Origin of the sequence: Chitinophaga varians (genome assembly GCF_014529945.1) — a bacterium.
Taxonomy (GTDB): Bacteria; Bacteroidota; Bacteroidia; order Chitinophagales; family Chitinophagaceae; genus Chitinophaga; species Chitinophaga varians.
In genome coordinates, this window is sequence record NZ_JACVFB010000001.1 from 1,573,018 (window position 1) to 1,597,834 (window position 24,817).

A 24,817-nucleotide genomic window follows, 5' to 3' on the forward strand; every position below is an offset into this window, starting at 1 on the left:
TTGGTTAGAATTTTCGTTGTACCGTTACAAAGATATCGTACTGGTTTTGAAAAATGGTGGGACTGATCTTCTGGTTGATCCAGGTACCATAAAGCCCCAGTGTGGTGCGGTATCTGATGGTTTTCTGGTAACCGGCCCCCACGCTGCGGGTCAGCAGTCCTGCCAGTTGCGGGAACTGTACCAGACGGCTGCGGTCATCAGGCGAGGTACCCAGACCTGCCACCAGCAACAGATAGTCCTGGTCACGGTTCATATAGTACCGGGTGGTGAGGTTGAAAGAGGTATAAAAATGGGGCTGGTCGCTGATGAAATAAGCTCGCAGGTTCACATAAAAGTCGTTAAACCGGTTAGCGATTGATACCACGCCGGAATACACGTTGGAAGTGTCTGCCTTCAGATACCTGGCGCCCAGCTCTGCTTCTATGCTTTTACCAAAGGTATGGAAGAGGGAATAGGCCAGCCGGGCGGTAGGGAACACATCTGAATTGGCATAACTGGCAAGGGCATACGAATAGTTGCGACGGTTATGTGTGTAGTACAATTCAGCTTCTCCCATTACGCCGGTGCCTTCTGCGCGTCCGCCATAGTTAAGCCTGGCGGCGTAACTGCCGCGCTTCATAAAATGGCGGTATTCTGCGGTGGCGATGTTATACCAGCGGCTGGTGCCATAGTCGTAGCTGGAGCGCAGGAAGAACAACCCAAACTGATTTTTGAGCGTTTTGCTGCGGAGGTAATCAGCATAGTCGGTATGTGCGGTGGTGTTACTGTAACGCAATAGCGAGTCGGCAGCCAGTGAGGCGGCGCCATAGTCTTTTTTATTTTCGAGGGTGACCACACGTTTTTCCAGGAAAGCCGCGTTGTCCGGATAATACCGGAGCCCCTGATCAGCATAGGCCAGGGCGCTGTCATAGGCGCCTTTCCCATTGTACAGGTTGATGGTATATAACAACGCTGCCGAGTCTTTCCGGTTGATGGCCAGCACCTGACGGAAAGTTTGCAGCGCACTGTCGGGTTGCTGATTGCGCTGGGCAGTGGTGCCGGCGGCCAGCAGATTGTCTGTATAGGCGTTGCGGTATTTAGCTGTAAAAGGATACTGCTGCCGCAGGCTGTCGAGGATAGCGCCGGCAGCCCCGTATTGATGTTGTGTGGTGAGGATGCCGGCTTTCTTAAATAACAGCTCCCTGTTGTGTGGATCACGTTGCAGTGCCTGGTCCAGCCAGGTGAGCGCGCTGTCCGGCTGTTGCATGGCGCTTTCTGCGTTGATCAGGTATTGGAGGGCTTCCGGCTGTCCGGGCTGTAAGGCCAGTACCGCCTGGAACTGCCTTTTGGCTTGTTCATATTCTTCGTTTTGCATCAGTATTCTGCCCGCGCTCAGGTGGATGTCCTGTAATAACGAGGAGTACTGTGCGTTGACAGGGTACTGTTGCAGCAGTGTTTCCATAATGGCCGTGGCCTGATCGTATTGGCCCATGTCGGCCAGTATGTTGGCCTTCTTCAGCAGGAAGCGTGCGTTGCCGGGATGTTGCAGTAATGCCTGATCGAGTACGGTCACGGCCTGTGCAGGCTTTTTCTGGAGCAGGTAGGTATTGGTCAGCAGGTCCGGTGCGGTGCTGTCTGCCGGCGCGATGCGAAGGGCATTTTCAAATGCGGTAATAGCTTCGGGGTATTGTTGCTGCACCAGATACTCGCGGCCGCTGGCGGTGTAGAGTCGACTGAGGCGTTCCCGTTCGGTGGTATTGCCGGGTTGGCGTTGTAGCAGTCTTTCGGCCAGTACAGCGGCTTCGGCGTATTTACGGTCGCTTTCCAGCATATCGGTTTTCAGGCCGAGCAGCCGGGTGTCGTCGGGATGGCTCTTCAGGCCCATGTTGATCCAGTTGAGCGCTTCGCGGTAAGCGCCGTGGGACACGCTGAGCCCGATCAGCTTCTGCTGGGCTTCCTGGTTACCGGGATTTTTTTCGAGTATGCCGGCATATAGTGCATATGGATCGGTATTGGTGTAATAAGCGGCAGCTTCCATGCGTAAAGGCACCTGCTGGCTGCGGGCTTTGGTATCTCCCGGAAAACGTTTAATAATATTTTCAAGGTGACTGATGGCTTCGGGATAGCGGTGCATCTCCTGCAACATCTCCAGCTTGCTCATCAGCAGGTCGTAAGCGTTGGGCCGGGTGGCCAGTTCGGCTTCTATGCGTTCGAGCGCGGCACTGTAGTTATTATCACGTATATCCATGCCCGTAAGTGCCTGCCTGGCTTCCTGATTGGAAGGGTCGGTCATCAGCGCCTTTTCGTAATTGTCACGCGCAAGGTGGTGATAATTGTTTTTACGGAAGTAGCTGCCAGCCAGCAGGAAGTGGCCGGTGACGGTCCTTTGCACAACAGTGTCGGCACCATACCTGTCCATGAGGGTATGGGCGTAATTGCTGCCCTGATAAAACTTGCGGGCTTCATCCATGACACCTAGTTTCTTCAGCATAAATTCCCGGTCGCCGTTGAAGTAACCCAGCGCCATATCTGCATAACATTCAGCTTCCTCGTATTGTTTTTGGGCCAGTTCAATATTAATGGCATAGAGGTAGGCATCGCGGTAGCGGGGAGCGGTGGTCAGTACCTGCCGGATATATTTCCGGGCGCTGTCCTGCTGACCGGTGAGCTGATACAGCCTGCCCAGCAGTAGTTGCTGGTCCACAAAGTCGGGCTGTAGGTCCAGCGCCTGCCGCGAAAGACGGATGGCCTCGGGGTACTGTTTGGCCCGCATGGCTTTTACAGCATCGTCGTAAAGCGTCTCGGCCGCCCTGCCTTTGTTTTTGTTTTGTGCCATGCCCGGCACAACGGCTACGGTAGCGGTTATCAGGAAAACATATTTCAACACGGATGTCCTCATCTATAAGAAAAATTTGTACTAAGCGTTTGCGGTTTTCTTTTTGCCAAAGCCCTGGCGCTGCATATTGCCCCAGGAATGTTTTTTACCCGTCAGGAAATAATAATATCCCCTCAGGGCAAAAAAGACAATCAGCGGATGATAAAACAATGGCTCGAGAAAAGCCATCATGGCTAACCCTATTACTTCCCGCCAGGTTTTATAATAATGATAGGTCATGTGGTCCCACCAGATGGCCAGGGTGGTGATCATCACGGAATACAGGTACACAAAGGACAGCAATATCAGGGCATAGTGCCAGTTGATCTGACCGGTAATGATCAGGTAGATGTAAAACAGGATGCCGGTGAACTCGATGATGGGCGCTAAAAACTCAAAGAAGAGATTGTAGGGGAGCACGATCATCCCCAGTTGTTTGTACCGTGGATGAAAGAGCACCTTTCGGTGCATGGTGATGATCTCTGCCAGACCGCGCCCCCAGCGGGTACGCTGGCGGCTGAAAACTTTCAGCGTGGGAGGACCTTCCGTCCAGCATTGGGACGTGGGGATATACCGGATGGCGTATTTCAGCTTGTTATCGATCATGTAAGTGCACATGCGGGTGACAATGTCCATGTCTTCGGCGAAGGACTGGCTGTCATATCCCCCGGCTTTGATGGCAATTTCCTTATCGAACAGCCCGAGGCCGCCGGACACATTAGGGACGCAGTTGATCAGGCTCCAGCCCATTTTCCCCAGCACATAGGCGCGGATATACTCCATTTCCTGAAAGCGGGGCAGCCACTGCCGCGGTGGCCTCACCCGGGTGATCACGCCTTCGTCTACCTCACAGGAATTGGCCAGTCGCAAAGTGGCGCCGGAAGCAATCACCCGCACGCTGTCTTCCTCAAAATGTATATACCCGCATTCGGGACACGGTTCCCCTATGGCTTTGATCCGCTGGTGTTCTTCATCCATAAAGGGTTTGATCAAACGTAGCAGGGTATCTTTCTCCAGAATACTGTCTACATCGGTACAAAGAAAATAGTCATAGGCGGCGGCGTTGATACCGGCGTTGGAAGCATCCGCCTTGCTTTTACCATTTACTTTATCGATGACCAGCAGTTTGTCATAAACATTATTGACGGACTTGAACACACGTTTGACCGGCTGGGATTTGATCCGCTCATGATAGGCGAAATCCACTTCCTGTAGTTCAAATTCGCTGATCAGTTTTGCAAGCGTGTCATCGGTGCTGCCATCGTTGATGATGATCACTTCGTATTTGGGATACACCAGCGTCAGCAGCGAACGGACGTTGGCGATGATGGTCACGCCCTCGTTGAAGGCCGGCGCAATAACAGAGATGCCCGGCGCCAGGGGAGAGTCCAGCATTTTCGTATAGTCGACATAGCTATGCGTACGTTGGAAACGCCGGATGCCCCGCAGCGACAGCAGGGCGAGCAAGGCATACATCAGCAGCATCACACAGCCGAATACAAAAACGAAGCCTTCATAGAAATCTTTGAACCATTCCACTATATCGACAATTTAAAATCTGATTAATGGGCAGCCGCCGTACCGGACGCCTGTTGTTTGAACCCACGGCGCTGCATGTTGCCCCAGCTGCTCTTTCTCCCGGTAAGGAAGTAGAAATACCCCCGCAGCGAAAAAAATACGATCAGCGGATGGTAGATGAACATCTCCATCAGCGGCGTAGCGCACAGATAGATCACTTCCCGCCAGCTTTTGTAATACCGGAAGGTAAGCTGGTCCCACAGGATGGCAAGCGTGGTGATCATCACGGAGTAGGTATATATAAATAACAGCAGCAACAGCGCTGTGGGCCAGTTGATAAGGCCCAGTATGGCGCCGGTGAGATAAAATATAATACCGACAGCTTCCACAACAGGTGCCAGCAATTCAAAAAAGAAGTTATACGGGAAGATGATCATGCCCATACGGCCATAACGCGGATGGAGGAACATACCGAAGTGCGCATGCATCAGCTGGGCGAGCCCTCTGGCCCAGCGGGTACGCTGGCGGCCGAAGATGCGGACGGTCTCCGGAGCTTCCGTCCAGCAGAGCGTGCGGGGAATATATCGGATGGCGTAATCGATCTTGTTGTCACAGGCATAGCGGCACATGCGGGTCATCAGTTCCATGTCTTCCCCAAATGAACTGAAATCATATCCGCCACTGCGGATGGCCACTTCCTTGTCGAACAGCCCGAGGCCGCCCGACACGTTAGGAACGCAGTTGACCAGGCTCCAGCCCATTTTGCCCAGCACAAAGGCGCGGATATATTCCACTTCCTGGAAGCGGGGCAGCAGCTGCCGCGGCGGCCGCATTCTGGTCATCACCCCCTGGTCAAACTCGCAGGAGTTGGCGATACGCAGCGTAGCGCCGGTAGCGATCACCCGCTTATGCGGTTCCTGCATAACGGGTTTGATCAGCTCCATCAGCGTTTGTTCGTGCAGGATGCAGTCTACATCGGTACACACAAAATAGTCGTAGGAAGCTGCGTTGATACCGGCATTAACGGCATCTGCCTTGCTTTTGCCGTTTACCTTATCGATGATGGTCAGCAGGGCATAAGCGGGATTGGTGGATTTATAGACTTTCCGTACCGGCTGCGTAGGGATCTTCACATTATAGGCGAAGTCTACCGGCACCAGCTCAAAGGCTTCTATCAGTTGTTCCAGGCTGTTATCGGTGCTGCCGTCGTTGATAACAATGATCTCATAACGGGGATAGATCAACGTCATCAGCGAGCGGACGTTATATATAATCGTCAACCCCTCGTTGAAAGCGGGGGCCAGCACGGTGATGCCCGGCGCCAGCGGGGATTTGAGCAGTATGTCCACCTGCCGGGATTCTCCCTTTTTAGCATAGGCTCGCACCGCGATGATGGAAAACAGCGCCAGCAGGGCGTAGGTACCTAATAGCACCGCACCGTAAATAAAAGTGCCGGTCTCAAATATATTCCTGAGTATTTCCCAGAATGTACGGTCCATCAGCGACTAAAATTTGATTAAGGGGTTCATACAATGTTTCAGAATGAGTTTGTTCTCCCTGGTGGCGGTATCTACCAGTTCCTGAATAAGGCTGCTGGCCGCCCATTGGTTATTGATCAGCGATTTAGCAGCGTGTTTACGGATTTCGAAATCGGAGGAGTGCAGGAATTCCTGGCGCAGGAACTCCACATATTTGCCGCTGCTGATACGTCCCAATGCTTTCAGTATTTCTGTGCGGCAATGATGGGGCTGGCTATCGTACATGCTGATCAGTTTGTCTTCCACACTCTCGATCCTCAGCTTGCCGAGGCAGTTGATGGCATTGGCCCGCAGGTAATGGTCGCGGGTGTCCAGGAGCTTTACCACGGCAGGCACGGCGCTCAGCTGCTGATAGTGTTCTACCAGTTTCAGGCAGAAAGCGACAATGCTTTTATTGGAGGAGTAGGTGATCCATTGGGCGAAGTTGGGGATGGAGATCCGGTCGGTAGTGGAAATGATACGGAACAGTTCCACCTGGTCCCAGAGCAGCAGTGGTTCGGTGGCCACATCAAAAAATTTGAACGGCTCGTTTTTGCTCAGTTTAATATAGGCGTGCCGGGCGGTGGCGCGCAACTCACGGTTACGGCTATTCGTTAATGGCAGGATGACCACATCGGCGATGGGGATGTCCATATTGGTCAGTTCGCCGAGGGCCTGGATTTTATGGTTCCAGCGGCTGGACTTCAGCTTCTTCAGGGAGTCTTTGTCCAGCCCGAGTTGCAGGTAGAGATTACGCAGCTGATTGCCCATGGCGCCCTGTACGTTGTCGCGGTACTGCATCAGCCGCTGGATCAGTACCTGCCGGGCCCATTTTTTTTCAAAGATGGGTTTGTCAAATACTTCCGCCGGTACCGCTGTTTCTACCGCTTCATCGGAATACAGCTCGTCGTTCATCAGGATATGTTCGGTGAGCAGCTCATCGATCATGGGATGGAGGGCGGCCAGCTTTTTCTCCCGCCGGTGGCTGCGGTAGCGATTCAGCAGGATGGAAATATAGGCGATGGTCGTCATCGACACCGCGATGGCGGTAAAGACGACGGCGATCTGTATCACAAGCGGCGCATAACGGAACTGGTCCACCGTAGCCGAAAAAAAAGCCGATATGGTTTTCATGGTCGCAGGAAATGGTCTATAAAATAATGCCTGGTAAAGGACATAATTACTGATACTGCATCAGTAATCGTTTCACCCGGATGAGCAGTTCGCCGGGAATGACAGGCTTTTTCAGGAAATCGTCCGCTCCCAGCTTAAACCCTTCCAGGATCATATCTTCGTTGCCCGCATTGGAAACGATAATAACAGCAATAGGCTTGCCTTCTTTACGGCTTTTCACCCGGCTGAGAATTTCAAAGCCGTTGGCATACGGCATCATGATGTCGGTAATGATCAGATCGTAGCCATAGTTGGTCTCCTCCAGCTTCTGAATGGCTTCTTTCCCATTCACGACGTGGTCCAGTTGATAGTTCTCCTTATGAAGTATCCGTTGAAAAATTTTCGGCATTACTTCGTCGTCTTCGATAACAAGTATTTTATACATATACGAGATTAGCGGTTACTCATGGCTGTTATGGTCACTGTTGAACTCTTTAATAAAGATAGGAATTATATGTAAATGTCTGCTTTTTTATGCCCTATATTTGCGATGGAAGTATATAGTTATGACCACGAAGTTTAAGATATTATTGGTAGATGACCACAAAGCCAACCTTTTAGTATTGCAGCGTATGCTCGAGGCCGAAGGTCGGACGTTTGTGCTGGCCACCTCCGGCCGCGAAGCGCTGGATATAGCCAGAGAGCAGGAGGATATTGGATTGGTACTGCTCGATGTGCAGATGCCGGACATAGACGGCTATGAGGTGGCCCGCCAGCTGAAAGCCCATCCGCAGACCAAAGACATCTCCGTGATTTTTGTGACAGCCACTAACAAAGACGAGGAAGATATGCTCAAAGGTTTTGAGAAAGGAGCGGTAGACTACCTCCCCAAACCATTGCATAAACACCTGACCCGTGCCAAGGTGGATGTTTTTGAAAGATTATATTATTATCAGCGTGAGCTGAAAATGGCGCTGAAAGCGAAAGAACAGATCAACGGGCAACTGGAGCGTTTTATGCACGTAGTGGCACACGACCTCAAATCGCCGCTCTCCGGGATTACCAGCCTGTTGCTGATTTTGCGGGAGGAAGAAGAACTCCGACAGTCTGAGGAACTGCTGTCTTTTGTGGACATGGCCGTGGGAGCGTCCCACAAACTTGCCGATATGATCTCGGCCATCCTGGATTACAGCCGCGAGCATCAGGACAATCAGCCGGAAGAAATGGTGGAAGTGAATGAGTTACTGGACCAACTGATACGACTGTTATTCCCACCGGCCAACGTGCATGTTCACATCGCGGAGAACTTTCCCGCTTTGTACACCAGTCGCCAGAAACTGCAACAGGTATTCCAAAACCTCATCAGCAATGCGATCAAATATGTGGACAAGCCGCAGGTGAAAATAGCCATCGGTGGCGAAGACAAGGGAGAGTATTACGAATTTTATGTGAAAGATAACGGGCCAGGCATCGCTGAAAACGATAATGAACGCATCTTCCGCCTGTTTGAGAAAGTGGACAATGACGGGGATAATGGCAAAGGAACCGGCATTGGACTGAATATCCTGAAGCTGCTGGTGGAAACACAAGGCGGCAAGGTATGGGTAGAATCAGTGAAAGGAGAAGGGAGCTGTTTTTATTTCCAATGGAGAAAATAAACGTATTCAATAAGTACCCCGGGGGGGGCCCGGGGTACGGTGCTTCCCATACAGGTCAGTAAGGCGTAAATGCCCGCCGTGGCCGCAATACCTGCTGCTTTACCCACGGACCTGCTACTATAACGGTGACCAATACACTTAAACCGATAATCATCCACGCATAATAATCCATCGATGCCCGCAAGGCTGTTTGTTCCTGCATCATACGCTGGGCGGCGCCTTCCGCCAGCTGCCGCGCGGTGGCCATGTCTTTACCGCCTGCCAGAAAATGCTGCCGGAACTGTTCCAGCACGTCGTCCCGCATGGGATTGATACCGGTGAACTGCTCCCTGAATTTATTGTAATGAATGCTCCTGGCGTATAACTGAAAATAATTCGCGAAGGCGATGCTGCCGCAAAAACCGGTATAGCGGGCCGCGATGCCAAGGAAAGAAACGGTGCCGGCCATTTTCGCCGGAACGGAAGAAACGACGTACATCACAATAGGCACAAACAAAGCACCGGTGCCATAGCCCTGTACCCACATCGGCAACAAAAAATGACGGGTATTGGCCTCCCGGGAAAAGAGAAAATACATCCAGACATGGAATAACAACAAAGCCAGAAAACCACTGCCCAGTATCCAGCGTGTATCCGTTTGGTTGAGTACGAGCCGGGACGCGACCAACATCCCCATAATAATACCGAGGATATTAGACGACCAAACCGGCGTGAGGTTTATCGGGTCTATCTGTAATACGCCCTGTAAATAAGCGTAAACATGGCCGGTGGTGCCTTTGAAGGTATAATAGGCGATGAGCAGCAGTAATCCATTTCTGAAGCCGGTAAACCGGAACAGCCGCAGCTCCAGTAAAGGGCGTTTTAAGGCGTATTGCCGCAGGCCGAGCACCAGACCGCTGGTAGTGCCAATTAGCAGTAACCAACGGAGGCGTGGGCTGGAAAACCAGTTTAACTGCTGCCCGTATACGAAGATGTATCCCGCGATGCACAGCATGGTAGCATACAAAATATAACTGGCCCAATCCAGTTGGTACAAGGGAAACTTCTTCCTGAAACGTACGTTGTTGGTAATGGTCAGCAGGAGTATCACCCCTGGTATCTCTGCCAGTATGAGGAAATAGAAGAGGTGGTTGAACTCAAAATAATGCAGTATCCAGCTGCAAAAGAACGCACAGGCAGGGATAGATACCTGCAAAGTCCCGTAAAATACGGAGTAGCCGATGACCCGCATCCTGTCTGAACGCAACCGGGAGAAGATCATATGCAGACAGATACTGCAGAACAAAGCACATACCGCACCCTGTACAAAACGGCAGGCCATAAACACGGCCAGGTTGCGGGTGCCGGCGCAGATAAGGCAGGTCAGCGTATTGAGGGTTACTGCTATCAGGAAGTATGGCCGCGGCTTCGCATATTTTACCAGCCGGTCGTCTATCGGCAGAAAGGCAACCAGCGCGGCGTACATGATCACCACGGAATATTGCAGGTCTGCCGGCTCCATACCGTAATAACCGGTAGTTTCAGCGCCGTTGCTGAAATACAGTGCGAAGACGCCCAGTGCAGGTAACAGCATCAGAAAAATAGTGGCACGGATCAGCCATTCCGGTGCCCATGGTTTAAAAAGTGGTAAGCTTACAGATGACATAAACAGTTATTTAGGAACAGATACATTGGCATTCATGCCGGCCACCAGGCGGGCCATTACAGCAGGGTCCTCCAGTATCCGGATGCGCACGGGTATCCGCTGGATGATCTTCACAAAATTGCCGGTGGCATTGTCCGGCGGTAACAACGAATAACGGGAACCGGTGGCAGGAGAGAAGGAGGTGATCTCGCCGTGGAAAGTCTCTCCGGGGAAAGCATCTACCGTGATGGTTACCGGCTGCGCCGCACGGAACTGTCGTACCTGCGTCTCTTTAAAGTTGGCCACTACCCACTTGGGCGTGTCATCGTTGGAAATAAAAGTGAGTGGTTGCCCGGCCTGAATAAGCTGTCCTTCCTGTATGTTCTTGCGGCCTACCCGTCCGTTGTAGGGCGCGCGGATAACGGTATAGCCTACACTGAGTTGATGCTGCTCTGCCACGGCCTGGCGGCGTTTGATTTCCGCGGTGATGGCGGCCGACTGATGGGAGGCCTCTGTGATACGGGCCTCTGCCGACCCATGGTCACGCAGCGCTGCCTGGTATTCGGAAGTGGCGATGTCCAGCGCGGCTTTTACGTTATCGAAACGTTGCTGGGTGGTGGATTCTTCGGCCAACAGATTGGAGAACCGCTTGTATTCCTGCTGCTGATGGTCCATACGGGCTTTGGCTGCGTCGATACGGGCGGCGGAAACAGCGGCTTCGTTTTTCAGGGTGCTGATCCTGCCCTCCAGCAGCGTTGTCTGCGCCCTTGCGTTTTCCAGTGCGGCAGCGGCTTCGGAGGCCTGGGCCACATAGTCACGGTTGTCGATCACCACCAGCGTATCGCCGGCTTTTACCGTCTGGTTTTCCTCAAAACGTATCTCATGAATATAGCCGGATACACGGGCACTTACGGGGTTGATGTAAGCTTCCACCTGCGCATCGTTGGTTTCTTCATACCGTAGCAGGTGAAGGCAGTACCAAACGCCCCAGCAGCAAAGGCCACCGGCAACGAGTAATGCGAATGCCCGCGTGGCGTAGATGATAAAACGGTCGGTGGAGGTCAGTTGTTTGTTCATATTTTTCCTGTTAATCTGAGTAATTGATAATGTTGTACCTGCACTTTCACCATCGCGGTGGTGAGGTTGAATTTGGATTGCAGCAGCTGGGTCTCCGCATCGAGCAGGTCACTTAAAAGGGACTGCTGATTGAAGTAGGAGCTGCGCAGGATGCGCAGGCTCTCAGTGGCTTGTAGCATGTTGCTGCGGGCTACGACGGTCTGTTGTACGGCTTCCTGATAATGCAGAAAAGCGGCGTGTATGTCCTGTCGCAGGTTGTCCTGCACACTGGCAGCGATGGTCCGCTGCTGTTGCCACGCAATGCGCGCCTCCCGCGTTTTATGCCTGTTTTGATAAAAGGAAGATACCGGAACACTAACGCTGACGCCTGCCTGTCCCCCGGACCACGGTACGCGGGAATAGGGATAGTAGGCTGTTTGCGGATAGGTATAACGGTAGTCGGCGAAGAAACCCAGTTTAGGCAACGGGGTAGCCTTTACCTGGTCCAGCCGTAAAGCACCGAGACTGGTATGCTTCAGCGCCAGTTTGTATTCAAGGGCTTCCTGACTGCTGGTGTCGGGCGCAGGCCCCGCCACATCCGGCAGTTCCACGACAGGATAGATGGTCCCCGTGTCCGGCCGGCCCATCAGGTAGTTGAGCCGTTGCGTACTAAGGACGATGTTGTTATTGATCTCAGTCAGCGATAACTGTTGGTTGGATATCTTCACTTCCTCCCGCAACACGTCGCTTTTTAATACCAGCCCGTTTTTATACAGTTGTTTTATTTCCGAGAGCTGCAACTCACAGGAACGGATATCCTGTTCCAGCAGCACCCTGAACTGCTGATAGCGGTACAGGTCCAGGAAATACACGGCTGCCTGGTAACGGATCTCTGCTACGGTGTGTTGCAGCTTCGTAGCGGAAATAGACGCTTCTGCTTTGGCCATGGCTATTTCCCGGATGTCCTTCCCGCCGTTGTACAGGTTGATGTACAGATTGCCGCCAGCCGTATAATGCTCATGTGAAACGGGAAACTGTGTAGGAGCGTGCAGGATGCCATCGGTATACAGGGGCATGTTGCTCAATCGCGAATACGCGCCATCTACGTTAAGGAAAGGCAGTCTCGCATCGCGGGCGGCCAGCACTTTTTCAGTGCTGCCGGCCAGTTCCTGCTGTTGCAGATGGATCTGCCGGTTACCGGCTTCGGCCCGTTCCCACACAGTGGCCAGTGTAATGGCGCCGGCTGGTGACTGGCCACAGACTGGCCATGGACAAGCCGTTGCCAGTAGCAGGGATAAACGTAAAATATAGTATTTCATCATCTACAGAAAAAATGGTTGATGCAAAATTGATGACTCGGGGGAAGTCTTATTTGATATAATAGGCCAAATATTTACTAATTTTGGCCACATATGGACGTGTTCAAGAAATTCAGGAATGAAATCGACAGTAATCCGGCGTCTATCTATGTACTGAATGAACCGCTGGAAAACCGCTTCCCGATGCACTGTCATGATAAAAGCCAGATACTGCTGGTGGAAGGAGGCATTGCCTACCTTAACACACACGATAAACAATATTATATCCCTGCTCAGCATTTTGTGTGGATTCCGCCACGGGTAGACCATAACATCAAGTTCAACAGCTCCTCCCTGGTGATCCATAATATTTATTTTATGGATGAAGAAGATGCCCGCCATCCTTTTTATAGTCGGCTGAGCATCTATCCGGTAACCGGTGTGGTGAATGAAATCCTGCAACTGTCGGCGGCCTGGAAAGGAGACATGTTGCCGGGTAACTGGCAATATGAACTACTGACAACGTTGAAGCATATACTACCGCATACCAGTGGCCAGCCGTTTTCTATCCTGTTGCCCACAACGGAAGACAGCCGTATGCAGGATGTCCTGCGGTATCTGCACGATAATGTCAGCGAACCGTTGATGCTGCCGGAAGTGGCTGCCCTCTTCGGTTACAGCGTACGGAACCTGACGCGGCTCTTTAAACAGACGCTGAACACTTCCTTTCTTCAATATGTAAAAATGCTGAAGATGATCCGGGCAATGGAGCTGTTATTACAAACGGAGATGAATGTAAGTGAGGTGGCCTATGAAGTGGGCTATTCGGGAATAACGGCCTTCAGCAATACTTTTCAGCAAATGATCAATATGCGGCCGAGCGATTTCCGGCTGCTGAAATAAAATAATGTTCGATGGAATTACAGGATGCAATACAACTGATCAGGGCAGATTATGCCGCCGGCGTATGGGCCGATCTGGGCTGTGGCAGCGGTTTGTTTACCTATGCGCTGGCCAACCTGCTGCCTGCCGGCAGTACTATTTATGCGATTGATCAGGAGCCGGTACGACTGACAACCAGGTCTAATCCGGCGCAGCAACAAATTGTTCCGCTGCAACTTGATTTTGTGCGGGAGGCGTTGCTGGTGGTAGGCCTACAGGGCATACTAATGGCGAATTCGTTGCACTATGTAAAAGATAAACCGGCATTGCTGCATCGGCTGGCCAAACAGTTGGCCCCCGGTGGCCAGTGGGTGATCGTGGAATATGATACCGATGCGGCCAATGCGTGGGTGCCGTATCCGGTAAGACGAAATGTGCTGCAGCAGCTGTTGGCAGACGAGGGTTTTACGCATGTTACCTTCCTGGGAGAAAGGCCGTCGGTATATCGTGCCGGCCGTATGTATGCTGTGAAGGCCGAAAAGTAAGGGCAGCTACCAGTTTACCATGATAAAATATTACCGGCTGCCGGCGATTGTTGGACCAGTCCGGTACTGCTACTTTTGTAGTGGTTTGATGTAGCTTACAGGTAAAAATGGTTAACCCCAATAAAGACGGTTTGTAGGCGCAAATCACACAGTATGGTAAAAAGAAAAGCATAGCGCAGGCGCTATGCTTTCTTTTGTTGTAACAAGTCATCGGTTAACCCCTTATCTATCCATGCTGATTCGTCTTTTGTTTGTTCTTCGGTTTTTCCAGGTGTGGCATATGATTATTTCGCACCAGCTCTTTCCAGAACACCGGCAATTGCTTTAAACCCACGCTGCCGCGCATGTGCCAGCGGCGTAACCCCGTCTTTGTCTGCCAGGTTCACGTTGCATCCTGCGTCCACCAGCATTTGCACGATCTGCACCTGTGCCGGGCCACCGTCGCTGAGAATAATCGCTTCCAGCAGGCCAGTCCACCCGAGGCGGTTCACATGGTCAACAGGAAAGGTTTTGTCCTGTAATAAGGTACGCACCACTTCCACGTGCCCGCGTTCGCACGCTGGTATTAATGCTGTGCCGCCGTAGCGGTTATATACTTTGTAATTAGCGCCCGCTTTCAGGCATAACTGTAAAATGTCGAGGTAACCTTCCGCACCGGCATAGAGGAACGGGCTGTTGAGCATATCATCCTGCGCGTTCACATCGGCGCCGGCCGCTGTCAGCAAGGCTGCTGCTGCGGTGTGATGCTGATAGACAGCCAGCATCAGGGCGGTACGCTGTTTGTTGTCGCGCGCTTCGATATTCGTTTTGCCCGCCAGCAGTTGTTTGATGACTGCTGTGTCGTTGGCCGCCGCGGCTTTCAGTAAAAGACTGCTGCCGTTACCGCCGGAAGGGGCAGGTGTCTGTTTGTCCTGTGCACATCCGTTCATGGCAATCGTCATTGATAATATCAGTAATAAAATAAAGTGACAGCTTCGCATGCAGGGATCGTTTGCTGATTCAAAATTACGCTGGTCTTTCTCTCTAAAATGGTAATAATTATCACTATGATGGTACTTTTCGTTACATGCCGGTAAAAACCATTTTTGCGATGTGCGCAAACTTGCCTAACATTGCAAACAGCCAACACAACCCATCAAATCCTGTCAACGATGAAACGATTGAAATATATACCGGGCATTGCCCTGATAGCCGCTTTGCTGCCGTCTCTGATGAAAGCACAGTCCAGGGAAGAACCACTGAAGGTCCGCCACCTGGCGGGTAACTGTTACGTCTATACGACAATGGGCACGCTCGACGACGGTAGCCGCTTTCCATCCAACAGCATGTATGTGGTTACCCGCGAAGGGGCCGTGATGATAGACGTGCCCTGGGATACCACTCAGCTCACGCCTTTACTGAACAGCATCCGGCAGCGGCATGGTAAAAAGGTGATCGCCTGCATTGCCACCCATTTTCACGACGATCGTACGGCCGGCCTGAACGCGCTGGCAGCGAAAGGCATCAAAACCTATTCCACCGCGCAGACACTGGCGCTGTGTAAAAAAGAACACAACGACGAGGCGCAATATATTATCCCGCAAGACACCACCTTCCGTTTCGGTGACCGCCGCGTGGAAGTATTTTACCCTGGTGCAGGGCATAGCCCGGATAATATTGTGATATGGGTGCCGGAAGATAAAGTGCTGTACGGCGGTTGTTTTGTTAAAAGCACCGACTCACAGGACCTGGGCAACCTGTCAGATGCCAAACCACATGAATGGAAGGCGTCCATGCTGCGACTGAAAGCCCGCTATCCGCATCCGGTGGCCACCGTGCCCGGTCATGGTCCGCTCGACAACCGCCACAATGCCTGTGATCGGACATTGGAACTGATCAAAGCCTACGAGGAGAAACATCCGCAGTGAGGACCGGAAACTATGCGCTGCAGGACTATATCCGGGAACTAAATCCGGAGAACGACTTCCTGCCGGCTACCACCGGAGTGCGCCAGCTGGCTGTATTCAGAAGGGATGACCATGAAACCCGATGTGTCCAGCAAACACCGCTACATCGCCGCGGGTTTTATAAAGTATCGCTGATCACCGGCGGCACCGGCACGTTTACCATCGATGGTCATACGTTCCCCATACAACCGCCTATGATCGTGGTGTCCAGGCCGGACGCCGTGATGCAATGGGCGCTGACGGACGAACAGCAGACCGGTTTCTATACGTTGTTTGCGGCGGACTTTTACGACGTAGGCCTGTTACCGTTATATCGTCTCGAAAAAATATTACCGGAGACTAACTTCTTCTATCAAACAATGGATACGGCAGACAACCTGCTGCCTGCCTTTCAGCAACTGTACCAGCACCGGCACCAGCCGGAGCTGGCACGGCATTGCCTGCGTCTGCTGATGGCGGGCATTTTGGAACTGTGCCCACAGGGAGTGATAAATCTCTCCCGAAGGGAAAATATTGTCCGCGATTTTCAATGGCTTATTAAACAAAAACTGGCAGCGCCTAAGCCAACGGACCAGTTTGACCTGCTGTCTGTAAAGGCCTATGCCGCATGGTTGCATATCGACGAAAACTACCTGAGTATCCTGTGCAGGGAGGTGACCGGTAAAAGCGCTACAGCCATGATACGTGAGAAAGTGGCTGCTGAAGCGGTTTTTCTGCTACTGGGCACCGACGCGGCCATCGGGGAAATTGCCCTACGCCTGGGTTTCTATGATGTGGCCCACTTCTCCAACTGGTTCCGGAAAGCCATGCAGCAGTCGCCCTCCGCTTACCGCGCGCAATTCCGGTACAAATAATACAATGATCTGTACAAATGCTGCTTTGCTCGCAGTGATAGTTTTGCAGGGAATTAAAACTAATGACCATGCAAAACAATATTGCCTCGTTGACAGACAACCACATCACGACGTTGTCTATTACCCCCGTTATCAAAAGAAAAGGGCTGGACCGGCAACGCTTTCATGATTACTGGAAAGACATCCACGGACCTGTATGCGCGCGATTGCCCCACCTCGGCGTGTATATACAGCATCATATGCAAAAAGCCAATCCCGACCTGTTTCCGGCTATCGACGGTATCTCCCGCGAGGTAGCGGCAGAGAATAACTGGGACGGCTATGCGGAGATCGGCTTTTTCTCCAACGCCGACCTGGAGCAATGGTTGCCCACTACCAGTATCTTGTTTGACGATGAAAAAAATGTGTTCGATACAACGGTCGCTTATTACTGCGATAACAGCTCCCGTACACTGAAGGACCGCCGGCAGCGCCTCCTTACCAACGGGTCAGACGGGAGGACCTTTCTGTATTATTTCATTTCCCTGAATCCGATGGTAACGCAGGAAGATGCGGATATCTTTTTTCAGCAGGAATTCCTCCCGCTGTTTGTGCACCATGATGATATCAGCAGGGTACGGTATCATATCCTTGCGCCACATGATAACAGCGTGCCCAATCCGCCAGCACCGGATGTGGAGCATTACCTTGCGCCTGAAAAACAACACCGCTACGTCCTGGAAATTGCCACCGATAGTTTGGAGACCATAAAAAGAATGTATCAGACAACTGCTTTTGCTGCGCTGCAACGCCGTATGGGTGCTTGTTTTAGTGCTGTGCATGTTTTTGAAAGTGCAGGCAGGTATACGATGGCCTACGACGGCCAGATCACCAACGCCGGTTTGAGAGGCGCCACCAATGCGGCTTTGATTGCTGCGGTAGGTGCCATTAATCAGACAGGAGAAACCGTGCGCAATTTTTTGTTGACGGGCAAATAAACGTCCCTGGCCGATTTTCGGCATCTGATGCTTCGCTTATAGCCCCGGGCATTTGTCCGGGGCTTCTGTGTATTTAAAAAAGAAATATTTGTGCAAGTAAATGCTTGCGTATATATTTGCAATCAAATACTTGCATATTGGAACTCAGAAGAGATGTTTTTCAGGCGATAGCTGACCCTACGCGGCGGCAGATCATTGAAATGGTGGCCCGTCAGCCACTCAACGTGAATGCGATTGCAGAGTGCTTTAACGTCAGCCGTCAGGCGGTTTCACTGCATGTCAAAATTCTCACGGAGTGTGGTTTGATCCTGATTAAAAAGCAGGGGAGGGAGCGGTATTGTGAAGCCCGGCTGGAACAGTTGCAGGAGGTGACCACCTGGGTGGACCATTGCCGGCAGTTCTGGGCTACCCAGTTCAAGTCGCTGGACAGTTATTTACAACAAGTTCAAACCGGAAAAAAATCAGACAAATGAGTCATAACACACCCGCTAATTTTAAGATGGAATACCGGTTCAAAGCACCGATAGAGCTGGTATTTAACGCTTTTTCCAATGCCGAGGCATTACATCAGTGGTGGGGCCCGGTGGAAACCCGCAATAGTGTGATCAGCCTGGACTTTAGGCCGGGCGGTGTTTTCCACTTCCGAATGGAAGGTGGTGGACAGGTAAATTACGGCCGTTTTTTGTTCCGTGATATTCAGCCGCCACACCTACTGGAGTTTACCAATGCTTTTGCAGATGAACAGGCACAGGTGGTGAAAGCCCCGTTTGACATGCCCTTTCCGCTGGAGGTCCTTTACCGGATCACGCTGCGCGAAGATGGTGAGGAGACGGTGCTATCCATCACGGGACAGCCGCTGGCTGCCAGTCCGGAAGAAACGGCATCTTTTCAGGCAATCAACAGCAACATGCAGGACGGCTTCGGTGGTACTTTCGGTCAGTTGGCACATTATCTCCGTAAAATAAACAGCATATGAGAAAACTGAAATTACAAATGCAGATCTCGATGGATGGTTTTGTGGCCGCCGGGCCTCATGACGAACAGCATTGGGTAACCTGGGCCTGGGAAGAAATACGGCCACAGGTATTGGAACTGGCAGACAGCAGCGATACCATCCTGATAGGCCGGAAACTGGCGGTGGACTATATCCCGTATTGGGAAGAAGTGTTTACCCGGCCGGAAGATCCGATGTACGAAGTGGCGCAGCGCATTGTGGCGATGCAAAAAGTGGTGTTCAGCAAAACCCTGGAACGCTCCATCTGGAGAAATACTACCGTAGCAAACGGGGAGCTGGCAGCGGAGGTAAACCGCCTCAAACAGCAGCCAGGCAAAGACCTCATTGTATATGGAGGCACTTCCTTTGTGTCTGATTTATTGAAAGAGAACCTGATAGATGAATATTATTTTTTTGTGAACCCGGTCGCGTTGGGACATGGTGACCCCGTCTTCAGCGGCTTGGCCGATTTCCGGCAACTGACACTAAAAGACAGTGTCCGCTATGATTGTGGGATTGTACTGATGCACTATGCCCCCCGCTGAAAATACAACGTATAGTTGTAATAGTTATAGGGCTTTATCTTGATAGTTAAAAAAAATAAAATGCAGGGCATTATGTTTAATATTGTGGTGTGTCAACCGTAATATTCATCCTATATCGCGTACCTGCAACCTGTCAATTTAAACCAGCTATATACTGTTACTGATGAAAAAATTATCCCTGTTACTGACGATGAGCGCTCTGGCGTTAGGTATAAAAACGCAGGCGCAAGACGCTCCCCGCTTCCGGATTGCAGCGCATGGCGGCTACAGCTACCGCATCGGCAAAGTGCCTTCCTCTTTTTCCGGTGATACCCGCGACTATATGAAGAAACTGAAATCCGGTTTTAATGTAGGTGCGGATGTGCAATACTACTTCAATGATGAATGGGGCGTAGGTGTCAAATACCTGCGGTTCCAGGCGTCGGGAAATGGTGTGATCTATGTTGATGACCCCGCGGATGGCCGCACGCGCACTAATGTGTCAGACAATATCGGCATTAGTTTTTACGGTGCTACCTTCTGCGGTCGCGTCTATACGAAAAAAGACTACAGCCAGGCTTTTCTGATCGGCGCTGCACTGGGCTATATGCGTTACCGTGACAACGGCGGCGTATCTGCGTATCCGGTGACGATCAGAGGAGGAGCTTTGGGTACAGGCCTGGATGTGGGCTACGATATCCGGATTGCCCGTAAGCTATACGCCGGCGCCCAGTTTTCTTATCTGGCCGGAACATTGGGCCGCATCACCATTGAGCAACCTAACATGACGGTGAGAAGAGAACTGAAAGATGATCAAAAGGAAAACCTGGCGCATCTCAGCTTGTCAGTAGGGCTGCGCTTCCATCTCTGATCAGTCTTTCCAGTTGTATTGGGTCAATTGGTTGGTAAGCCGCTGACTGACAACTTCCAGCGCGCCAAATCCGGCTGCATCGTGTTCTAAGATCAACATACATCCTTCCGGTAGAATCCCGCTGGGGCCAAACTCCAGCTCACTGACCTTCACGGACTGCGTAATGCCGTTGACGTCAGCTTCCTGCCGGAAGGGTTCTCCGGTATGCCCGTAAAAGTGAAAGAGGACAGGCACATGGTCGAGCACATCACGGATAGCCCCCATGCCGTAACCCCGCTGGCTGCTGTCGTCTTTATCATGGGTCAGCAGGATATCAAGGTGACCGCTGCTTTTGAGCAGCCTTTTGACCTCCCGTTGTTCATATTCCTGAATGAAACGTTGGTCTGTTCTGCCTTTGGCGTCCCCGATACGACCGATGCCCGCAAGGTATAACACTTCCTGCCCTTTACGCAGCTCCTGTTTTACACCGGAGCGGCAAACGAATACACGTTGATATACATCTATCGGAAAGCGGGACAGCGTCGCGTGGGTCTGTTCCAGTTTGTCGAGAAAATCATGGTCTTCATGATTGCCACGTACACAGATCATATGGATGTCGAGCCGGTCCAGCAATTGCCGGATGGCCTGGCGCTCCTGTATGAAGTCATCATGAAATCCCAGCTCGTCGCGGTTATGCCGCGCATGTTTCAATGTGGCCTTGTCGAGATGGTGGATATCCGGATAGGCGCCCATGTCGCCGCATTGCAGAATGAAATCAATCTTTTTGCCGGTTTGTTGCTGGTAAAGATCTGCCAGTTTAAAGGGTAACAACAGTTTGCCGTGTACATCGGCGAATACAGCTAGTCTCATCGTGAAAACAAACAAATAAGCTGCGAAAGTACGAAAAATACAGCTTAGCCAATGGAGAGGGTGCTGCCGTAACAAAGCAGGCCTGCTTTACGGGCTACGCTGCGGGAGGCATGATTGTTCCAGGAGGTGCTGTAGAGTGGCAATACACCGGATTTACGCACCATCGCTGCCCAACCGGCGAGTGCCGCGGCGGCATATCCTTTTCCTCTGAAAGGGGCTAATGTTTCAATACCGGCTTCATGTGCAGCGGCGGTGATGCGTACACTTCGGCAAACGGAAACAACCTGTCCTTCTATTACTACGGCGGCGCAGGGCTGCACATAATCGAGGTCCGGTCCCAGCCAGGCAAAATCGGGGCCTAACAAAGCGGTATGCTCCGGGGTGAGGTGTATGCCGGGTGCTGCAACAGTAAAGGTCTCTGGCACCAGAAACGAAGGTCCGGCCTCGCATTTGCCGCTTTGTAATAAATGCTGGTATTGCGCCACCTGCTGCGGCGGATGCGCAGGCATGCCGGTGGGAGGTTCTGTAGCGGCCAGCGCCTCTAAAGCCTGTACCAGGGTGTTGGACACGTCGTGCCGGTATCTGCATACAGGCGTACCCGTTACAGGGAGGCCCAGGAAAAACAGGGGAGCAGGCCCTCTATCAGGCCACGGCTCATTAGCCTGTTGCATCCGGCCTTGAGCGTCATATGTGAAAAGGACGTCGGCATGTAGCTGCATCAACGTGGCTGTCGTCAGGTCATTCATAGCTGTCATCGCTGCAAGTTATCCCAATTAATAATTATCTTCCGGAAAATTACGTTAACCTATGTACAAAGCAACAGCCCTCCTGATCATGGTCCTATTCATGGTAACTTCGGTCGTGGCACAGCGCAGGCCGCAAAACAAAACGCAGGTGGTCCGGATGGTGGATAAAATTAATAGCGATCCATCGCTGAGGAAGGTGACGCTGAATAACCAGGCGTGGCAGAAAGGTATAAAGGGTGGTAGATTGACCGGTTTTTATAAAGATAGCCTGCTGGTGAAAGTGGTCCGCCGGGTAAGGGATTCCGGCGGTATAGAAGTGGTAACGTTCTATTTCAGTGGCAACGAACTTATATACGTACATGAGCGATATGATATGTTCTATTATGATGAAAAGAAAAAAGCCCAGCGTACTGATTCTCTGGAGAGGAACTTTGACGGAAGCTATTATTTTTCCGGTAAGAAAATGATGGATGCGACGACGTTGGGACATAATCGTTTTGAGGATGATTCAATTAGTGCTGAGGAGGTGTGGCCACGGGAAGCCGCCGTCTGCAAGCGTTTGCTGGCCCGCGGAAAAGAGTAGCTAAAAAATAAAATAATCAATTGATGAATAAAGCAATAGGACTGCTGGCAGCCATTTTACTGACTGTTATCGCTACAGCGGCACAGAACCGGCTGAAGGAGAAGACAGCCATCAGGCAGCTGGTGCAGCAGATCAACCGTGATAGCGCCCTGAAGCCGGTTACGTTGACAAACGAGGAATGGATGGAACAGATGACCGACGGTGGCGGCAGTCTCACAGGGTATTACAAAAACAAGTTACTGGTTAAGGCGGTTCGTTGGATCGGTTATTCCAGCGGCGTGGAAATAGTGGAGTCCTACTTCCACAATAACGAGCTGATATTTGTATACGTGCAGGCTGATATTTTTTACTACGATGAAAAAAAGGGAGTCCTTAGAACGGACTCCCTGGAACGGAATTTTGAGGGAAGGTATTATTTTTCAGACAAAAAAATGGTAGACAGTGCAACGTTGGGCCATAACCGTTTTGAGGATGATACGTTGGACCCCGGGAAGGTATGGCCTCAGGAAGCCGCCACCTGCAAGCGTTTGCTGGCCCGCAGGGCGGCGCAGTAGTTTATAACAGAATGTCGATGTCTGCGGCGGTGAAGTACCGGGGCACTTCATGTCCGGAATAGACAGCGCCATATCGCAGTTTCAGCGGCAGTATAAATTGAAGCGGGATACGTGCCCAGCTGTTCATGTTTTCTACGTTGATGTTTAATAAGGAAGATAACTGTATCCCCAGGGAGGGCACAAATATAAAGGTGGTGCGGCTCCGGGTAAACTGCGCACCGGTTTCAGCGTAAGTATACAGCCCAATGAACCGTTTGTTACTCACCCAGTAGTCGAAGTTGCCCTTGATGCCCACCCTGACCTGCTGTGCGGCGGTAGTGGGTTTTTCCGCGCCATTGTCTTTCAGATTGGCAAAGCTGCCGGAAATCGTATAGCCGAGCCAGTAGTCCATCAGCCCTTTTTTACCACCATCACTATTATAGTCAAAGTGTTTGAGGAAGTTGCCCGCATTGATGCGTATCTCGGGGCCCAGCAGGTAGTGGTCCGCGAAAGCGGTGCCGCTGATGAGGCCTATGGACACGGAGTTGCCTACGCGGGCACGTACAAAGTCGCGGTAACGCAGCGGTGCATTTGCCTGCCGCATGGCGCTGGTGATAGTGCCCCGGTTGTCAAACAACGCGTCCATATCGGAGCGGTAGGGAATGGGTACCCATGCCAGACTGGGGATGTGAAAGATGAGGTAGAGCGGCTGATCGGACCGCCTGTCGGGAATTTTATCCATAAAGGCGGTGAAGCCGGTCCCGGCTGCGCCGCGTTGGAAAGCATCGCTCAGGTCTTGCAGTGACAAGGTGACCGCATGGATGATCCGTTCTGCCTCCGGCGTAAAGGTCTCATAGCGTATAGCCTTCAGCGTGGACTCTTTCTGCCAGCTGTGATGCGGGTTGTTGAACTGGCCATCACCGTAGGCATGCCATATTTCACCTTTACGGTTCACGACAGTACAGCCGTTGGCGGAGTAAAAGTCGTGCAGCGATTTGTTGTTGGTGATGGATTCAAAGATGGTGCGGTTCACCACAAGGTGTCCTGCGGAGAAGGCATCTTCCAGAAAGTGATCAGCGAAGGCGTTGAAGAGCATGGCATAAAACAACAGCTGTTGGGAGGTCTCTTCATTTTGCCGCGACAGCAGCCCGCTTTGCTCTGCCAGATCTATCGCCAACACATGCAGGGTAACGTACATATTGATGGCGTTGGTGCGTCCCAGTTTTTTAAAGATACTGTCTACCAATGCCGGTTTCTGACAGAGGCGAACAGAGGCTTTGTTGAAATGCCGTAGCTGTTCAGGGAAGCCCTTGCGGTATTCATAAAAATGGGAGAGGTTCACGGCGGCTTTCAGAGCATAGCTGAAGTCCAGCTTGGACAGTTTGCCGTCGGGCGCAGCGGTGTAGCCCATTTCGATGTAATGATCGTGTAACTTGATGATCCTTTCCATAACGGAGTGCTGATAATGCAGCTGTTCTTCCAGCAACAGCGGATTGCGCTCGTGGTCGCCGCTGAGGCCGTTCAGAACACCATAGGAGATACGGCTTTGGTCAGGACCGGAAAAGGTGCCGAAATAATAACGGCCCTGGTCGTCTGACCGGATATCCAGGTAGCTCAACAACTGTGCTTTGTTGTTGTCCGGTAATGACTTTAAAAAACGCAGAAATGCCGCGTCGCCGATCAGTTTGTGTTCTCCGTAGTTGTAGGCAAATAAGCGCCCCGATGTAATGGTTAATGTAATGGCAATAATGAGTAGTCCCTTCATATTTTGGGTTGTAGTTCACAGATAGATATTTTGCTGAGACAGTTAGAGGGACGAAAAACTTAAAATAAAGGTATTTTTAGGGGATGGCAATGAAAAACAGACAACATTTT

At 51.6% G+C, this 24,817-nt stretch carries 24 protein-coding genes; 12 read left to right on the plus strand and 12 right to left on the minus strand.

The genetic code is table 11. The features are described from left to right. Positions 1 to 4: 4 nt before the first annotated feature. Genes ICL55_RS05900 through ICL55_RS05920 form a run of 5 tightly spaced genes read right to left on the minus strand, consistent with a single transcriptional unit; the run spans position 5 to position 7,447 of the window. Positions 5 to 2,878 (minus strand): tetratricopeptide repeat protein, encoded by a 2,874-nt coding sequence (locus tag ICL55_RS05900; protein ID WP_188095106.1) that lies wholly within the window; start codon positions 2,876 to 2,878, stop codon positions 5 to 7. A gap of 18 nt (positions 2,879 to 2,896) precedes the next feature. Next, positions 2,897 to 4,393 (minus strand): glycosyltransferase, encoded by a 1,497-nt coding sequence (locus ICL55_RS05905; RefSeq protein WP_188095107.1) that lies wholly within the window; start codon positions 4,391 to 4,393, stop codon positions 2,897 to 2,899. Positions 4,394 to 4,416: 23 nt separating this feature from the next. Further along, positions 4,417 to 5,871 carry a glycosyltransferase family 2 protein gene (locus ICL55_RS05910; RefSeq protein WP_188095108.1) on the minus strand — a complete coding sequence of 485 codons (1,455 nt, stop codon included), beginning with the start codon at positions 5,869 to 5,871 and terminating at the stop codon, positions 4,417 to 4,419. Between the two features lie 6 nt (positions 5,872 to 5,877). Further along, on the minus strand, positions 5,878 to 7,023 hold the full coding sequence (locus ICL55_RS05915; protein ID WP_188095109.1) for a HEAT repeat domain-containing protein: 1,146 nt from the start codon (positions 7,021 to 7,023) through the stop codon (positions 5,878 to 5,880). A gap of 46 nt (positions 7,024 to 7,069) precedes the next feature. Beyond that, complete coding sequence (locus tag ICL55_RS05920) at positions 7,070 to 7,447, minus strand: response regulator (RefSeq protein WP_188095110.1); 378 nt, start codon at positions 7,445 to 7,447, stop codon at positions 7,070 to 7,072. A gap of 121 nt (positions 7,448 to 7,568) precedes the next feature. Here ICL55_RS05920 and ICL55_RS05925 point away from each other — a divergent pair, with 121 nt between their 5' ends. After that, on the plus strand, positions 7,569 to 8,660 hold the full coding sequence (locus tag ICL55_RS05925) for a sensor histidine kinase (protein WP_188095111.1): 1,092 nt from the start codon (positions 7,569 to 7,571) through the stop codon (positions 8,658 to 8,660). Positions 8,661 to 8,715: 55 nt separating this feature from the next. Here ICL55_RS05925 and ICL55_RS05930 read toward each other — a convergent pair whose 3' ends face one another. Genes ICL55_RS05930 through ICL55_RS05940 form a run of 3 tightly spaced genes read right to left on the minus strand, consistent with a single transcriptional unit; the run spans position 8,716 to position 12,659 of the window. Continuing rightward, on the minus strand, positions 8,716 to 10,305 hold the full coding sequence (locus ICL55_RS05930) for an MFS transporter (protein ID WP_188095112.1): 1,590 nt from the start codon (positions 10,303 to 10,305) through the stop codon (positions 8,716 to 8,718). Between the two features lie 6 nt (positions 10,306 to 10,311). Beyond that, positions 10,312 to 11,361: an HlyD family secretion protein gene (locus tag ICL55_RS05935; RefSeq protein ID WP_188095113.1), complete on the minus strand. Its 1,050-nt coding sequence runs from the start codon at positions 11,359 to 11,361 to the stop codon at positions 10,312 to 10,314. Continuing rightward, positions 11,358 to 12,659, minus strand: coding sequence for a TolC family protein (locus tag ICL55_RS05940; RefSeq protein ID WP_223151324.1), 1,302 nt, complete (start codon positions 12,657 to 12,659; stop codon positions 11,358 to 11,360). Before ICL55_RS05940 ends, ICL55_RS05935 begins: the two co-directional genes overlap by 4 nt. A gap of 93 nt (positions 12,660 to 12,752) precedes the next feature. On the opposite strand from ICL55_RS05940, the gene ICL55_RS05945 reads away from it, so the two are divergent. Then, complete coding sequence (locus tag ICL55_RS05945; protein WP_188095115.1) at positions 12,753 to 13,541, plus strand: AraC family transcriptional regulator; 789 nt, start codon at positions 12,753 to 12,755, stop codon at positions 13,539 to 13,541. 11 nt (positions 13,542 to 13,552) lie between these two features. After that, positions 13,553 to 14,065, plus strand: coding sequence for a class I SAM-dependent methyltransferase (locus tag ICL55_RS05950; protein WP_188095116.1), 513 nt, complete (start codon positions 13,553 to 13,555; stop codon positions 14,063 to 14,065). Between the two features lie 284 nt (positions 14,066 to 14,349). On the opposite strand, the gene ICL55_RS05955 is transcribed toward ICL55_RS05950, so the two are convergent. After that, entirely contained in the window at positions 14,350 to 15,045 is a 696-nt protein-coding gene (locus ICL55_RS05955) for an ankyrin repeat domain-containing protein (RefSeq protein ID WP_223151326.1), read from the minus strand. A gap of 171 nt (positions 15,046 to 15,216) precedes the next feature. Here ICL55_RS05955 and bla point away from each other — a divergent pair, with 171 nt between their 5' ends. From bla to ICL55_RS05990, 7 genes are all read left to right on the plus strand, one after another. Continuing rightward, on the plus strand, positions 15,217 to 15,972 hold the full coding sequence (bla, locus tag ICL55_RS05960) for a subclass B1 metallo-beta-lactamase (protein ID WP_188095117.1): 756 nt from the start codon (positions 15,217 to 15,219) through the stop codon (positions 15,970 to 15,972). Continuing rightward, positions 15,969 to 16,865, plus strand: a complete 897-nt coding sequence (locus tag ICL55_RS05965; RefSeq protein ID WP_188095118.1) for a helix-turn-helix domain-containing protein — start codon at positions 15,969 to 15,971, stop codon at positions 16,863 to 16,865. The genes bla and ICL55_RS05965 overlap by 4 nt, the downstream gene beginning before the upstream one ends. Positions 16,866 to 16,933: 68 nt before the next feature. After that, on the plus strand, positions 16,934 to 17,842 hold the full coding sequence (locus ICL55_RS05970) for an EthD domain-containing protein (protein ID WP_188095119.1): 909 nt from the start codon (positions 16,934 to 16,936) through the stop codon (positions 17,840 to 17,842). A 137-nt stretch (positions 17,843 to 17,979) separates the two neighbouring features. Further along, the gene (locus tag ICL55_RS05975) at positions 17,980 to 18,315 is read left to right on the plus strand and encodes an ArsR/SmtB family transcription factor (RefSeq protein ID WP_188095120.1); all 336 of its coding nucleotides are present in this window, start codon (positions 17,980 to 17,982) and stop codon (positions 18,313 to 18,315) included. After that, positions 18,312 to 18,818 carry an SRPBCC family protein gene (locus tag ICL55_RS05980; protein ID WP_188095121.1) on the plus strand — a complete coding sequence of 169 codons (507 nt, stop codon included), beginning with the start codon at positions 18,312 to 18,314 and terminating at the stop codon, positions 18,816 to 18,818. Before ICL55_RS05975 ends, ICL55_RS05980 begins: the two co-directional genes overlap by 4 nt. Then, the gene (locus ICL55_RS05985) at positions 18,815 to 19,381 is read left to right on the plus strand and encodes a dihydrofolate reductase family protein (RefSeq protein WP_188095122.1); all 567 of its coding nucleotides are present in this window, start codon (positions 18,815 to 18,817) and stop codon (positions 19,379 to 19,381) included. The genes ICL55_RS05980 and ICL55_RS05985 overlap by 4 nt, the downstream gene beginning before the upstream one ends. A 163-nt stretch (positions 19,382 to 19,544) precedes the next feature. Next, complete coding sequence (locus ICL55_RS05990; RefSeq protein ID WP_188095123.1) at positions 19,545 to 20,231, plus strand: outer membrane beta-barrel protein; 687 nt, start codon at positions 19,545 to 19,547, stop codon at positions 20,229 to 20,231. Here the strand turns inward: ICL55_RS05990 and ICL55_RS05995 are convergent, their stop codons facing one another. Continuing rightward, on the minus strand, positions 20,232 to 21,080 hold the full coding sequence (locus ICL55_RS05995; RefSeq protein ID WP_188095124.1) for a metallophosphoesterase family protein: 849 nt from the start codon (positions 21,078 to 21,080) through the stop codon (positions 20,232 to 20,234). Positions 21,081 to 21,124: 44 nt separating this feature from the next. Beyond that, complete coding sequence (locus ICL55_RS06000; RefSeq protein ID WP_188095125.1) at positions 21,125 to 21,835, minus strand: GNAT family N-acetyltransferase; 711 nt, start codon at positions 21,833 to 21,835, stop codon at positions 21,125 to 21,127. Between the two features lie 52 nt (positions 21,836 to 21,887). Between ICL55_RS06000 and ICL55_RS06005 the strand changes: the two genes are divergently transcribed. Both ICL55_RS06005 and ICL55_RS06010 read left to right on the plus strand, forming a co-directional pair. Continuing rightward, complete coding sequence (locus tag ICL55_RS06005) at positions 21,888 to 22,409, plus strand: hypothetical protein (protein WP_188095126.1); 522 nt, start codon at positions 21,888 to 21,890, stop codon at positions 22,407 to 22,409. Between the two features lie 23 nt (positions 22,410 to 22,432). Further along, positions 22,433 to 22,963, plus strand: coding sequence for a hypothetical protein (locus ICL55_RS06010; RefSeq protein ID WP_188095127.1), 531 nt, complete (start codon positions 22,433 to 22,435; stop codon positions 22,961 to 22,963). Between the two features lies 1 nt (position 22,964). Here the strand turns inward: ICL55_RS06010 and ICL55_RS06015 are convergent, their stop codons facing one another. Then, positions 22,965 to 24,707, minus strand: coding sequence for a hypothetical protein (locus tag ICL55_RS06015; RefSeq protein ID WP_188095128.1), 1,743 nt, complete (start codon positions 24,705 to 24,707; stop codon positions 22,965 to 22,967). Positions 24,708 to 24,817: the final 110 nt, after the last annotated feature.

Excerpts from the sequence above, each read along its gene's own strand:
- ICL55_RS05900 (WP_188095106.1), bottom strand. The coding sequence starts at position 2,878 with ATGAGGACATCCGTGTTGAAATATGTTTTCCTGATAACCGCTACCGTA.
- ICL55_RS05910 (WP_188095108.1), bottom strand. The coding sequence starts at position 5,871 with ATGGACCGTACATTCTGGGAAATACTCAGGAATATATTTGAGACCGGC.
- ICL55_RS05915 (WP_188095109.1), bottom strand. The coding sequence starts at position 7,023 with ATGAAAACCATATCGGCTTTTTTTTCGGCTACGGTGGACCAGTTCCGT.
- ICL55_RS05920 (WP_188095110.1), bottom strand. The coding sequence starts at position 7,447 with ATGTATAAAATACTTGTTATCGAAGACGACGAAGTAATGCCGAAAATT.
- ICL55_RS05925 (WP_188095111.1), top strand. The coding sequence starts at position 7,569 with ATGACCACGAAGTTTAAGATATTATTGGTAGATGACCACAAAGCCAAC.
- ICL55_RS05930 (WP_188095112.1), bottom strand. The coding sequence starts at position 10,305 with ATGTCATCTGTAAGCTTACCACTTTTTAAACCATGGGCACCGGAATGG.
- ICL55_RS05935 (WP_188095113.1), bottom strand. The coding sequence starts at position 11,361 with ATGAACAAACAACTGACCTCCACCGACCGTTTTATCATCTACGCCACG.
- ICL55_RS05940 (WP_223151324.1), bottom strand. The coding sequence starts at position 12,659 with ATGAAATACTATATTTTACGTTTATCCCTGCTACTGGCAACGGCTTGT.
- ICL55_RS05945 (WP_188095115.1), top strand. The coding sequence starts at position 12,753 with ATGGACGTGTTCAAGAAATTCAGGAATGAAATCGACAGTAATCCGGCG.
- ICL55_RS05950 (WP_188095116.1), top strand. The coding sequence starts at position 13,553 with ATGGAATTACAGGATGCAATACAACTGATCAGGGCAGATTATGCCGCC.
- ICL55_RS05955 (WP_223151326.1), bottom strand. The coding sequence starts at position 15,045 with ATGCGAAGCTGTCACTTTATTTTATTACTGATATTATCAATGACGATT.
- bla (WP_188095117.1), top strand. The coding sequence starts at position 15,217 with ATGAAACGATTGAAATATATACCGGGCATTGCCCTGATAGCCGCTTTG.
- ICL55_RS05970 (WP_188095119.1), top strand. The coding sequence starts at position 16,934 with ATGCAAAACAATATTGCCTCGTTGACAGACAACCACATCACGACGTTG.
- ICL55_RS05980 (WP_188095121.1), top strand. The coding sequence starts at position 18,312 with ATGAGTCATAACACACCCGCTAATTTTAAGATGGAATACCGGTTCAAA.
- ICL55_RS05985 (WP_188095122.1), top strand. The coding sequence starts at position 18,815 with ATGAGAAAACTGAAATTACAAATGCAGATCTCGATGGATGGTTTTGTG.
- ICL55_RS05990 (WP_188095123.1), top strand. The coding sequence starts at position 19,545 with ATGAAAAAATTATCCCTGTTACTGACGATGAGCGCTCTGGCGTTAGGT.
- ICL55_RS05995 (WP_188095124.1), bottom strand. The coding sequence starts at position 21,080 with ATGAGACTAGCTGTATTCGCCGATGTACACGGCAAACTGTTGTTACCC.
- ICL55_RS06000 (WP_188095125.1), bottom strand. The coding sequence starts at position 21,835 with ATGACAGCTATGAATGACCTGACGACAGCCACGTTGATGCAGCTACAT.
- ICL55_RS06005 (WP_188095126.1), top strand. The coding sequence starts at position 21,888 with ATGTACAAAGCAACAGCCCTCCTGATCATGGTCCTATTCATGGTAACT.
- ICL55_RS06010 (WP_188095127.1), top strand. The coding sequence starts at position 22,433 with ATGAATAAAGCAATAGGACTGCTGGCAGCCATTTTACTGACTGTTATC.
- ICL55_RS06015 (WP_188095128.1), bottom strand. The coding sequence starts at position 24,707 with ATGAAGGGACTACTCATTATTGCCATTACATTAACCATTACATCGGGG.